We start from the raw sequence: 12427 nt of genomic DNA on the forward strand, positions 1-12427 counted from the left end.
GTTCCAGAGTTTTATCATTTATGAGACAATACAGCCCGACAATACGCCATTTATGAAGCCGATTTTTAGCAGAGGGTCTTCTCTGCAACTACGACTCTTTTTTGCTATCATTGTTGCCATCATTTTGATGGTGGTAGACAGTCGCCTTGGTGTTTTCAATAAAGTCCGTAGCTACATGGATACGGCTGTCAGTCCTTTTTACTTTCTTGCCAATGGACCGCGTCAGTTTTTGGACGGTATTTCAGAATCTCTCACTAGCCGTAATCATCTGGAGCTGGAAAATAGAACCCTGCGTAATGAACTGCGGTTGCAAGACAGTAAATTGTTACTGTTGGGGCAACTGAAACAAGAAAATTCTCGTTTACGTGAATTGTTAGGGTCGCCGTTGCGTCATGATGAGCACATGATGGTATCACAGGTGATTTCTGGCGGGATGGATCCATATCGAGATCAAATGGTCATTGATAAGGGGGCGAAGGATGGTGTGTATGAAGGGCAGCCGGTTATCAGTGATCGCGGTGTCGTGGGTCAAGTGACTGCCGTAAGTCAGTTGAGCAGCCGGATATTGTTGATTTGCGATCCCTCCCACGCAATTCCTGTGCAGGTACTGCGTAATGACATTCGTGTTATTGCTGGTGGAGCAGGGTGTACGGATGATCTCCTGCTAGAACCTTTACCCAGTGATACAGACATCCGTGTCGGTGATGTATTGGTGACATCGGGGCTGGGAGGGCGTTTTCCTGAAGGTTATCCTGTGGCTGTCGTTTCTTCTGTCAAAATTGATAACCAGCGGGCTCATTCGGTAATTCGTGCCCGTCCATTGGCTGAATTGCGGCGCTTGCGCTATTTACTCCTATTATGGGGGGGGGATAATGATCCCTCTGAACCATTACCCCCTTCGGAAGTATACCGCGCTGCCAATGAGCGTTTGATGCAGGTGTTACCACAGGTGTTGCCAAACCCACCAAATGAGACATCGCAGTTGCTGGCACCAGAATCAACAGAAACGTCAGCGGAAAAACCGACATTATCAGCGACAGGAAATCATCAATGAGCCAATACTATAGCCAAGGACTTTGGATCATTTGGTTGTCTTTCCTGATTGCGATAGTGCTACAGATTATGCCGTGGCCGGAGCAGTTTTTTATGTTCCGGCCTGCCTTATTGATGCTGTGCTTAGTTTATTGGTTGCTTGCGCTTCCCCATCGTGTCAGCGTTGGTACTGGCTTTGTCTTGGGGATTATTACTGATCTGTTGCACGGAAGTATCTTGGGAGCACATGCTTTGGCATTTAGCATTATCAGTTTCCTGGTCGCATTCAAATTCCAGCTTATCCGCAATATGGCGCTTTGGCAGCAAGCCCTGGTTGTGGTCGGGCTTTCGACATTGATGAACCTCTGTGTTTTCCTGGTCCATACCCTATTACTAAAGACCCTCTTTCATCCAGAAGTGTTCTGGAATGGGGTGGTCAATGGTATTCTCTGGCCTTGGCTATTCTTATTAATGCGGAAAATCCGTCGTCAATTTTCAGTTCGTTAAAGTGGGTTCCTGTATTTAAAAGGCAAAGGCATATAACAAAAAATAGCTGATGGGATAGACTCCTAAGGATTATTCGCAATGAAAACCATTTACTTAGCTTCTGGCTCCCCAAGACGGCGTGAATTGGTGGAATTATTGGATTTTAACTTTGAAATCCTGACACCTCAGGTCGAAGAAAAATGGCATGAAGGGGAGTCTCCACAGCAATATGTTACTCGATTAGCCAGAGAGAAAGCACAGGCTGGCGTAGCCATTGCACCTCACGATCACCCCGTTCTGGGAGCGGATACCATTGTTTTATTGAATAACTGCATCTTGGAAAAACCACAAAATCAGCAACACGCTGCGCAAATGCTTAACGCCTTGTCTGGTCAGTGCCACCAAGTAATGACGGCTGTTGCTTTATCGAACAATCAACACACCTTGAGTGAGATAGTCATTACAGATGTGATATTCCGCCAGTTGTCCCAATCGGAAATACAGGAATATATTGCTACTGGGGAGCCGATGGATAAAGCCGGCGCTTATGGGATCCAAGGTAAAGGCGGTTGTTTTGTCAGAAAAATTAACGGCAGTTACCACGCTGTTGTCGGCTTGCCACTGGTGGAAACGAATGAATTAATCACACGATTTTTAGCGTTAGCTGATGGGAAGGACTATTCATGACAGCAGAGTTATTAGTCAATGTAACACCATCCGAAACGCGGGTTGCTTATATTGATGGCGGTATCTTACAAGAAATTCATATTGAGCGGGAAGCCAAAAGGGGCATTGTCGGAAACATTTACAAAGGGCGTGTGAGCCGGGTTTTACCGGGTATGCAGGCGGCTTTTGTCGATATTGGGCTGGAGAAAGCGGCTTTTTTGCATGCTTCGGATATTGTGCCCCATACTGAGTGTATTGCCGGAGAAGAGCGGAAAAACTTCCATGTCAGGGACATTGCTGAATTGGTGCGTCAAGGGCAGGATTTACTTGTTCAGGTAGTGAAAGATCCTCTGGGAACAAAAGGTGCCCGTTTAACAACGGATATCACCTTACCATCACGTTACTTGGTGTTTATGCCAGGTGCATCGCATGTTGGTGTTTCACAGCGCATAGAGAGCGAAGCAGAGCGTGAGCGCCTAAAAAGCATCGTGATGGAGTATTGTGATGAGCATGGGGGTTTTATTATTCGCACGGCTGCTGAAGGTGTGGGAAAAGAAGAACTGGGGCAGGATGCCGCATTTTTGAAGCGCCTGTGGAGTAAAGTGATTGAACGTAAGAAACGCAATATCACTAAAAACAAGGTCTATGGTGAATTAGCTCTGGCACAGCGTGTCTTACGTGATTTTGTTGGTGCTTCCCTCGATCGTATTCGGGTTGATTCCCGCCAAACATTTATCCAATTGCAGGAATTTATTGATGAATATATCCCTGAAATGAACGCTAAACTGGAACATTATCAGGGAAACCAGCCGATATTTGATCTGTACGACGTGGAAAATGAAATTCAACGGGCGCTGGAACGTAAGGTGGAATTAAAGTCAGGCGGGTATCTGATCATTGATCAGACAGAAGCCATGACGACAATTGATATTAATACGGGTGCTTTTGTTGGGCATCGCAACTTAGATGAGACTATCTTTAATACTAATATTGAAGCAACACAGGCAATCGCCCGGCAATTAAGGCTCCGTAATTTGGGCGGTATCATTATCATTGATTTTATTGACATGGGTAATGAAGAACATCGTCGCCGTGTATTAGCTTCCCTGGAACAGGCATTAAGTAAAGATAGGGTAAAAACCACCATCAATGGTTTTTCACAATTGGGTTTGGTCGAGATGACACGCAAGCGTACGCGGGAAAGTATCGAACATATCTTATGTGATAATTGCCCAACGTGTCAGGGACGTGGCACGGTAAAATCCGTCGAAACTGTCTGTTATGAAATCTTGCGTGAAATTGTACGCGTCAATCGTGCAATTGATGCGGATCGTTTTCTGGTTTATGCCTCGCCAGCCGTCAGTGAAGCCTTAAAAGGGGATGAGTCTCACGCATTGGCCGAGGTGGAAATTTTTGTGGGTAAGCAGGTCAAAGTGCAGACAGAACAGCGTTACAGCCAGGAGCAATTCGACGTTATCATGATGTAACACGATCCGTTCATTATGTAAGAGCGAGTCTGTAGAAGAAGATTTGTAGAAATTAGCTTGCAGAGAAATAGCGCTGGCAACCAAGGAGAAATGCGTGAAGCGACTGCCGGGGATACTATTAGCGACAGCCGCAATAGTTATTATCATTGTGGCTTTGCTTGTCAGCGGGTTGCGTTTCTTCCTGCCACACATCAATGAATATCGTCAGCAATTAGTCGAAAAAATTGCTGACGTAACAAACATTCCTGTCAATATTGGCTACATAAAAGGACACTGGGAACCTTTTGGTCCTAGTCTGGAAATCCGTGATATCAGGGCAAAAACGGCAGATGTCGATATCCATGCCAAAAAGGTCATGCTTTCTTTGGATATCTGGCGCTCACTTCTACAACGGCGCTGGCATTTTCGTGATCTGTCTTTTTACCAGCTTCAGGTAAATTACAATAAGGCGCTGTTTGACACAGAGGGCGAAAACAGGTTTTCTCAGCCGGATAGCCTCTCTACCTTGTTTCTTGAACAATTCAATCATTTTGATTTGCATGACAGCCGATTGACCTTTTTGACGCCATCAGGTGAAAAAGGCGATTTGCTATTACCGCAACTAACCTGGTTGAATCAAGATAACCGCCATCGGGCACAAGGCAGCGTAAGCCTCTCTTCGCTTAATGGGCAAGAAGGTATTGTCCAGGTGAAACTTGACCTGAAAGATAGCGATGGGATCTTGGATAATGGCACCGTTTATTTGCAGGCCGATGATATTGACATGCGATTGTGGTTAAGCCGTTGGTTAAGGGATAACACGGGGTTGGATAAGGCCCATTTCAGCTTAGCCAGTTGGATTACCTTGCAGAATGGGCGGATTGATAGTGGACGCTTGCAGCTTAGGCACGGTGGCGCCAATTGGGATGTCGGAAATGAAAAACACCGACTTGAAGTGCGTGACTTCCTTGTGCAGATGCGTCGTCAGGGGGAAGGGTGGTTGTTCGAAGTACCAAATCTGGCAAGCCTGAAAACTGACGAGCAACGATGGCCTGAAGGGAAGATTGCGGCACTGTATGTTAAACAGTCTCGGCAATATCAGGACAATGATCATTGGCGTATTCGTGCTGAAAATATCCAACTTGAATATTTAAACGGAATATTACCGATACTCTCTTTTGTGACACCGGATATCGTCAAGGATTGGCAATACCGACAGCCAAAAGGGGTGATTGACAATTTTGCCCTCGATATCACACCAGCCCTTCCCGATGATATGGGCATTCGCCTGAAATGGCAGGATGTAAGCTGGTTACGTTGGAAAGAACTGCCTTCAGTTAACCATTTTAGTGGCAGCTTAGAGGGAAATAAGCATTGGGGAAAGCTCAATCTTGCACTGAAAAACAGCACTATTGATTATGGTAATATGTTTCAGGCTCCACTTGAGATTACCCGCAGCGAAGGGCAGGTATCCTGGAAAAATGGTCAAAATGGCATGGAAGTATGGAGCCAGGGGCTGGATTTGCAGGCCAAATCGCTGTGGCTTAATGGAAATTTCCATTACCTAAAACCTCACAGTAAACCACCTGTTTTATCCATGTTAGCGGGAATTCGAGTTAATGACCTAGGTGAGGCTTGGCGCTATTTTCCCAAGCCACTGATGGGGGAATCTCTGACAGACTATTTGACTGCTTCCTTGATTAAGGGAAAGGTCGATAATGCGACCCTGATTTTTCATGGTGATCCTCATGACTTTCCGTTTAAACAGAACAACGGTCAATTTCAGGTATTTGTGCCGCTGCGCCATGCCACTTTTCAATACCAACCCGATTGGCCGGCACTGTTTGATTTGAATATTGATCTTAACTTCCAGAACAATGGATTGTGGATGCTGGCACAGAAAGCACAGTTGGGAAAAGTGGGGGCGACTCACGTTTCGGCAGTGATCCCCGATTACGGTAAGCATAAGCTGTTTATTGATGCGGCACTTTCTGGGGATGGGAAGAGTATTCATGATTATTTCAACCACAGCCCGATGGCAGACACAATTGGCAGCGCACTAGAGAATTTACAGCTTAACGGTCGGGTGGATGGAAAACTCCATATGGATATTCCTTTACGGCATGGGAAAGTTGTGGCGAGTGGAGAAGTGGCGTTGAAAGATACCCATTTGTTCATTAAGCCATTGAATAGTGAGATGGCGCATCTCAATGGCAAATTTCGTTTTGACAATGGTAACTTAAAAAGTGAGACATTATCTGCTCATTGGCTAGGAAACCCTTTGTCCCTGAAGTTTTCTACCCAAGATTTGCCAAAGCGTTATCAGGTTGATGTAAAACTGGATTCACATTGGGCGGCGAAGGCATTACCGGAACTTCCGGCAGAGATCCGCAACAAGTTATCTGGAGCGCTAAATTGGCAGGGGGATGTCAATGTTACTCTACCTTCAGGTGAGTCAAAAAGTGACGTGAAATATCGTGTTGCAGTTAATGCAGATTTGTCACATTTGAACAGTCAGTTACCAATACTGGACACAGAATCTCTGCGGGAATGGGATAAAGTTAATCTCCATGCTGAAGGTGATATGAACCAGCTTCAGATCACAGGATTAATGGGCAAGAAATATGCATTCAATACGCAGTGGGATCTGGAAGAAGCCCCTGCCAAATTGCAGCGAGGTATTTTTCGAACCGATAATGAGGGGATTCCTGAACTGCCGAAAAAATCATTACTGGCATTAAATTTGCCTTCCATTGATGGTGAAAAATTATTGGCGTTGCTTGCTCTTTTGCAGTGGAAACCATCGGAAGAAGAGGGTTTTCAGTGGCCAAATGTATTTGAAATTTCATTGCCTGCACTGGATCTTGCTGGACAGCGTTGGAATCAGCTCGCATTCGATGTCATGCAACAAAATGGTGAAGTAACCGTGAATGCAAAGGGGAAAGAGATTGGTGGCCGCCTTTTGATTGCAAAACATAAGCCGATGCAGGCATCAATCAATTACCTTTATTATGATCCTCTATTTGCGACAGATTCGTTGAGTGATGACAAAAAGTTAATGCCAGATAAGGAGCCAATGCCCCATTATGCTTTGAACAGTTGGCCTGCATTGGATGTTAAATGCGCAGAATGCTGGGTGGGTGGATTAAAACTCGGCAAAGTATCTGGTTCGATCAGGCCAGAAGGTGATTCTCTGGTTTTGACCAATGGGAAAATGGAGAACAGTGCTGGAAACCTGACATTATCTGGGCGTTGGTATGAAAACCATACCGGAAGTTATAGCCATATCAAAGGGTATTTATCAGGAGAAAAATTCGATGATATGGCTGCTTATTTGGGCTTTATCGTGCCGATTGTGGGTGCACCTTTCAAATTTGATTTCAATTTGAAATGGCAAAATGTCCCGTGGCAGCTGGATCTCAAGACATTGAATGGCACGTTGACTGGAAACATGAAAAAAGGGGCTATTGCCAAATTAGGCGGTGGTAGGGCTGGGCAATTATTCAGGCTTATTAGTTTTGATGCGTTGTTGCGTAAATTACAATTGGATTTCAGTGACACATTCAGTAATGATTTCAACTTTGATTCCATTCGTGGTGATGCAACGGTAAAAAATGGTGTTTTGTATACCGATAACTTTTTCATCGATGGATTGGCAGCAGATATTAATGCAACAGGGCGAACAGATCTAGTTCAGCGCCAGATCGATATGGCATTGGTCATTACGCCAGAAATTTCGACAACAGTGGGCGTCGCGACGGCCTTTGCCATCAATCCTGTGGCTGGTGCGGCAATTTTTGCCGCGACAAAAGCACTGAGGCCTCTTTGGAACAAGATATCGGTGATTCGCTATCGGTTAACGGGCAGCTTCGAACAGCCTAAAATTGATGAAGTTTTACGTCAGCTTAAGGAGAATAAAGGGCCATGAGAAATGTCAATGTTGCACTTTTACAATTATGTAGTGGTGCGAATGTCAAACACAATTTAGCGCAAATTGAACAGCAGATTAAGCAATTACCAGAGACAGTAAAACTGGTTCTGACGCCAGAAAATGCCCTGTTATTCGCTGATGCTGATACCTACCGCGCACATGCAGAAACACAGGGCAGTGGGCCATTGCAACAGGCCGTGAGCGAAATAGCACAACGTTACGGTATTTGGCTGCTGATTGGCTCTATGCCATTGGTCAGTCGGGAAGATCCCTCGCGTATCACCAGCAGTAGTTTACTGTTTGATGATCAGGGGGAAATCCGGGCACGTTACGACAAAATCCATATGTTTGATGTCAATATCAACGATGAACACGGTGCCTATAATGAATCCACTGTTTATCAGCGTGGGGAACATATTACCGTTGTTGATACACCCGTTGGTCGCCTGGGGATGACTATCTGTTATGATCTGCGTTTTCCTGGGCTTTTTCAGGCATTGCGTGAACAGGGTGCCGAGCTGATTTCCGTCCCTGCTGCTTTCACTCGATTGACGGGTAAGGCACATTGGGAACCTTTGCTGAGGGCCCGTGCTATCGAAAATCAATGTATTATTTTGGCACCGGCGCAGGTTGGTGTACATGGCACTCGCAGGACATGGGGACATACCATGGCGGTCAGTGGCTGGGGAGAAATTATCAAGAAAAATTCTCTGGCTGTCAGCGCATTACAGCTTAATATTCGTCGGGATAGTTTGAATCACATGCGTGATCAGATAAAAGTGGTGAAACACAATCGATTCCGTCCACAACTGACTTCTTTGATAAAAAAGAATACAAATTAAGATAAAAGAGTAATCAATATGAGTTTAACTTATGTCAGTGAACATTTACTGGCGGCTAATAATTTGAATCATCAAGACTTATTTTCTGTACTGGGTCAATTGGCGGAGCGTCGCTTGGACTATGCCGATCTCTATTTCCAATCCAGTTATCATGAAACATGGGTATTGGAAGATCGCATCATCAAAGAAGGTTCCTACAATATCGATCAAGGCGTGGGTGTTCGTGCGATCAGTGGAGAAAAAACGGGTTTTGCTTACGCAGATCAAATCACATTGAATGCGTTACAGCAAAGCGCTCAGGCTGCGCGTAGCATCGTGCAGGAAGCGGGTAAGGGTATTTCTCACACGTTAGGTGCAGTGACGCATAAGGCACTTTATCCAACAATTGATCCTTTGCAGAGCATGAGTCGGGAAGAGAAAATTGCTTTGTTGCACCGCGTTGATCAAATTGCCCGCGCGGAAGATCCCCGTGTACAAGAAGTCAATGCCAGCTTGAGCGGCGTTTATGAACAAGTGCTGGTGGCGGCGACAGACGGTACATTGGCAGCAGATATTCGCCCATTGGTACGCCTTTCTGTCAGTGTCTTGGTGGAAGAAGACGGTAAGCGTGAGCGTGGCGGCAGTGGTGGTGGTGCCCGTTATGGTTACGAATATTTCCTGCGTACCGAAGATGGTCAGATTTTGGCAGAGCAATTTGCTCGTGAAGCGGTTCGCATGGCGTTGATAAACTTGTCAGCAGTTGCAGCCCCTGCGGGCACCATGCCAGTTGTATTGGGTGCTGGATGGCCGGGAGTTCTGCTGCATGAAGCGGTAGGGCATGGTCTGGAAGGGGATTTTAACCGCCGCGGAACTTCTGTTTTCTCTGGTCAGGTTGGGCAAAAAGTGGCCTCAGAACTCTGTACCGTAGTGGATGACGGGACACTTGAAGGGCGCCGTGGTTCACTGGCTATTGATGATGAAGGCGTTCCAGGGCAATACAATGTCTTGATCGAAAATGGCATTTTGAAAGGCTACATGCAGGATAAGCTCAACGCTCGCTTGATGGGAGTGGCTCCGACGGGTAATGGTCGCCGTGAATCTTATGCCCATTTGCCGATGCCACGTATGACTAATACCTACATGCTGGCGGGGAATTCCACACCAGAAGAAATCATCGCCAGTGTAGATCGTGGGCTGTATGCACCGAATTTCGGTGGTGGTCAGGTGGATATCACATCGGGTAAATTTGTTTTCTCAACTTCTGAAGCTTATTTGATTGAAAACGGCAAAATCACTAAGCCAGTAAAAGGGGCGACCTTGATTGGTTCGGGGATTGAAGCCATGCAGCAAATTTCAATGGTTGGCAATGATTTGGCTCTCGATAAAGGTGTGGGTGTCTGCGGTAAGGAAGGCCAAAGTGTCCCAGTGGGTGTTGGGCAACCAACGTTGAAACTGGATAACCTGACTGTAGGTGGAACAGCCTGATAATTTCTTGAGTATTAGGACGAGTGGCTTGAGGTCATCATGAAAAAGAGCATTCTGGCGGCGGTACTATTGGCTCTGGCGGTCATGTATACCGCCTTTGCTAACTCAGAGGAAGAACAGATTGATGTTCTGACTGAACAAAGCCGTGTAGCGGACTATCTGCGCCAGCATCACACATTGCCAGATTATTACATTACGAAGAAACAAGCTCGTCGTCTTGGCTGGAACGCTCGTGCAGGTAATTTATGTGAAGTATTGCCGGGCAGGGCAATTGGTGGTGATAAATTTTCCAACCGTGAGAATAAATTACCGACAAAATCCGGCCGCCATTGGTTTGAAGCAGATGTCAATTATCGGTGTGGGCACAGAGGAAGTGACAGGTTACTTTATTCTAATGATGGCTTTATTTTTCTAACGGTTGATCACTACAACAGTTTTACCCGACTGGAGTAATGGTATGAAAAAGGTGGAATTCGACTTTAATAAGATCCCTGACTTAAACGCTTTCTATGATGAATTCAAACAGCGCTTCGATCTTGGGGATGATTTTGGTGCCAACCTAGATGCAGTGTGGGATGCCGTGACTGGCTATATTCAGTTACCTGTTGAGATTAATTTTATCCGCGTGACTGGGCAAAAAAGAACACGTTTTGCGGCGCTAATATTGTTGTTTGAAGAAGCCGAAGAAGAGTTGGAAGGGGAATTGCGGTTTAATGTGATAAGTTGAATTGTCTCTTCCGTTGGTATTTCTTGAGCCGCTTGCGATGATGCAGGCGGCTTTTTGCTTATTAAACACATGCGTTAATCACATGGCTTTTATCGCCAGAAAAATATCTCTCAATATTGTTAAATGCACTTTCGAAATAAATGTCATAACAGCTTTTAGTAACATAACCGATATGTGGGCTGCAAAGTACGTTGTTTCGTTTTAATAAAGAGTGATTGGTATCCCAGATCGGCTCAATATCAAAAACGTCCAAGGCGGCAAAACCAGGGGTGCCTAAATCAAGGGCTTTTTCCAGCGCCCCTGTTTCTATCAACCCTGAGCGGGCTGTATTTACCAAGACTGCGGTAGGTTTCATTTTGGTTAAATCAGAAAGTGTGATATTTCCTGTAGTTTCTTTAACTAATCGTTGATGCAGGGTGACAACATCTGAAGTCTGGAAAAATGCTTCACGGGAGCCTGGAACAATTAATCCTTCTTGGCGGGCATGATCTTGGGCACGATTTGAACCCCAAACTTGTACTTTCATATCAAACGCTTGTGCGTACTTAGCAACAAGTTGGCTTATCTTACCATAACCGACTATCCCAAGCGTTTTTCCTGCGACGGTGTCGCCAAATTCAGTTTGCCAGTGACCTTTCTTCATCATTTCTACAGACGGCACAAATTGGCGTATCGCACTTTGAATTAACAACCAGGTTAATTCTGCTGCGGCAACAGGTGAACCACTACCTTCAACAACAGCAATACCCCGTTGTTTGCACAATTCAAGATCGATATTGTAAGCAACTTTTCCGGTCTGACTGATGAGTTTTAGATTGGGTGCTTTAGACAAGAATTTTTCGTCAATTAAAGTTCTTTCACGGATCAGGATGAGGGCATCAGCTTTGGATAATAGTTCTTCTGCTTTGGGATCACGGTCGAGGGCACCGAGGCAAACGACTTCAAAGTCACTGTGTTGGTATAAAGCCTGGATTTGTTTTGTAGCATGTTGATAATCATCAGGAATAACAACTAATGGCATTTGAGATATCCTTTGGCTAAATTATTAATAATGTAGGGAAGGTTACCTTATTTTGTTCACCAAACAATAACATTTTATTAATTTTGTTAACTTGATACAGCTGCTGTAACGAAGAGGAAAGGATGGAAGGAAATGACCGCCAATTCTTAATGAAATGGCGGTGAAGATGGATTAAGCGGATTCCGATAACTCTTTCAAATATTGGAAAATTTGACGGTAGGATTTAGGTGGCTTGTTAGCTGCCTTCTCCTTTTTCGCATTACGAACCAATGCGCGCAGTTGCTGGCGATCAGTATGTGGATACAGTGTGATGACTTCTTCAAAGGCATCATCATTTTCAAGCAATTTGTCACGTAGTTCTTCCAGTTTATGTAAAACAATGACTTGCTGGTTGTGACGGTTTTTCAGTTTATCCAACGCCGTGGTAATTGGCTCAGGATCACGGGCACGCAACAGTTTGCCAATGAGCTGCAATTGACGGCGACGTCCTTCACGCTTGATTTTCTGTGCCAACTCAATGGCTGCCCGCAAATCTTCATCCAGTGGAATGCGCTCCAGTTGGCTTTTACTCAGTTCAACCAGTTCTGCGCCCAACTTTTTCAGAATTTCTGCATCTCGCTTAATTTCACTTTTACTGACCCAGATTATCTCTTCTTCTTCCTCTTCAGCAGGATAATTGTCGAGCCAATCTTCAGGCTGCTTTGCCATAATTGTTTTCCTTCTAAAAAGGCCGGATAAGGTACGTTTTGGAGCATGACCTATCGTCCGGTGGGTGTTAACATCCTAATATTG

General features: G+C 45.2%; 11 protein-coding genes. 9 read left to right on the top strand and 2 right to left on the bottom strand.

Annotated features, from left to right (window positions below; all coding sequences use genetic code 11):
* Positions 1–52 precede the first annotated feature (52 nt).
* The 9 genes from mreC to AAC853_RS06625 all read left to right on the top strand — a co-directional run bounded on the left by mreC (position 53) and on the right by AAC853_RS06625 (position 10614).
* On the top strand, positions 53–1054 hold the full coding sequence (gene mreC, locus AAC853_RS06585; RefSeq protein WP_338884214.1) for a rod shape-determining protein MreC: 1002 nt from the start codon (positions 53–55) through the stop codon (positions 1052–1054).
* Positions 1051–1539, top strand: a complete 489-nt coding sequence (mreD, locus tag AAC853_RS06590) for a rod shape-determining protein MreD (RefSeq protein WP_338884215.1) — start codon at positions 1051–1053, stop codon at positions 1537–1539. The genes mreC and mreD overlap by 4 nt, the downstream gene beginning before the upstream one ends.
* Positions 1540–1617: 78 nt before the next feature.
* A complete protein-coding gene (locus tag AAC853_RS06595; protein WP_340614015.1) occupies positions 1618–2205 on the top strand; it encodes a Maf family protein in 588 nt (195 codons plus the stop codon).
* Complete coding sequence (gene rng / locus AAC853_RS06600; protein ID WP_340614016.1) at positions 2202–3671, top strand: ribonuclease G; 1470 nt, start codon at positions 2202–2204, stop codon at positions 3669–3671. Before AAC853_RS06595 ends, rng begins: the two co-directional genes overlap by 4 nt.
* A gap of 94 nt (positions 3672–3765) precedes the next feature.
* On the top strand, positions 3766–7578 hold the full coding sequence (gene yhdP / locus AAC853_RS06605) for an AsmA2 domain-containing protein YhdP (RefSeq protein ID WP_340614017.1): 3813 nt from the start codon (positions 3766–3768) through the stop codon (positions 7576–7578).
* Positions 7575–8423, top strand: a complete 849-nt coding sequence (gene nit1 / locus AAC853_RS06610; protein ID WP_340614018.1) for a deaminated glutathione amidase — start codon at positions 7575–7577, stop codon at positions 8421–8423. The genes yhdP and nit1 overlap by 4 nt, the downstream gene beginning before the upstream one ends.
* Positions 8424–8441: 18 nt before the next feature.
* A complete protein-coding gene (tldD, locus tag AAC853_RS06615; RefSeq protein WP_338884220.1) occupies positions 8442–9887 on the top strand; it encodes a metalloprotease TldD in 1446 nt (481 codons plus the stop codon).
* 39 nt (positions 9888–9926) lie between these two features.
* Entirely contained in the window at positions 9927–10340 is a 414-nt protein-coding gene (locus tag AAC853_RS06620; protein WP_422824187.1) for a ribonuclease domain-containing protein, read from the top strand.
* A 4-nt stretch (positions 10341–10344) separates the two neighbouring features.
* Entirely contained in the window at positions 10345–10614 is a 270-nt protein-coding gene (locus AAC853_RS06625; protein ID WP_340614019.1) for a barstar family protein, read from the top strand.
* A 61-nt stretch (positions 10615–10675) separates the two neighbouring features.
* On the opposite strand, the gene AAC853_RS06630 is transcribed toward AAC853_RS06625, so the two are convergent.
* Positions 10676–11635, bottom strand: coding sequence for a D-2-hydroxyacid dehydrogenase family protein (locus AAC853_RS06630; RefSeq protein ID WP_340614020.1), 960 nt, complete (start codon positions 11633–11635; stop codon positions 10676–10678).
* 171 nt (positions 11636–11806) lie between these two features.
* Entirely contained in the window at positions 11807–12343 is a 537-nt protein-coding gene (yjgA, locus tag AAC853_RS06635) for a ribosome biogenesis factor YjgA (RefSeq protein ID WP_340614021.1), read from the bottom strand.
* Positions 12344–12427: the final 84 nt, after the last annotated feature.

The organism is Xenorhabdus thailandensis (assembly GCF_037996785.1).
Lineage (GTDB): Bacteria > Pseudomonadota > Gammaproteobacteria > Enterobacterales > Enterobacteriaceae > Xenorhabdus > Xenorhabdus griffiniae.

What these genes read in the sequence shown, in the direction of transcription:
- mreD (WP_338884215.1), top strand. Translation starts at nt 1,051, where the DNA reads ATGAGCCAATACTATAGCCAAGGACTTTGGATCATTTGGTTGTCTTTC.
- mreC (WP_338884214.1), top strand. Translation starts at nt 53, where the DNA reads ATGAAGCCGATTTTTAGCAGAGGGTCTTCTCTGCAACTACGACTCTTT.
- nit1 (WP_340614018.1), top strand. Translation starts at nt 7,575, where the DNA reads ATGAGAAATGTCAATGTTGCACTTTTACAATTATGTAGTGGTGCGAAT.
- yjgA (WP_340614021.1), bottom strand. Translation starts at nt 12,343, where the DNA reads ATGGCAAAGCAGCCTGAAGATTGGCTCGACAATTATCCTGCTGAAGAG.
- rng (WP_340614016.1), top strand. Translation starts at nt 2,202, where the DNA reads ATGACAGCAGAGTTATTAGTCAATGTAACACCATCCGAAACGCGGGTT.
- AAC853_RS06630 (WP_340614020.1), bottom strand. Translation starts at nt 11,635, where the DNA reads ATGCCATTAGTTGTTATTCCTGATGATTATCAACATGCTACAAAACAA.
- AAC853_RS06595 (WP_340614015.1), top strand. Translation starts at nt 1,618, where the DNA reads ATGAAAACCATTTACTTAGCTTCTGGCTCCCCAAGACGGCGTGAATTG.
- AAC853_RS06620 (WP_422824187.1), top strand. Translation starts at nt 9,927, where the DNA reads ATGAAAAAGAGCATTCTGGCGGCGGTACTATTGGCTCTGGCGGTCATG.
- AAC853_RS06625 (WP_340614019.1), top strand. Translation starts at nt 10,345, where the DNA reads ATGAAAAAGGTGGAATTCGACTTTAATAAGATCCCTGACTTAAACGCT.
- tldD (WP_338884220.1), top strand. Translation starts at nt 8,442, where the DNA reads ATGAGTTTAACTTATGTCAGTGAACATTTACTGGCGGCTAATAATTTG.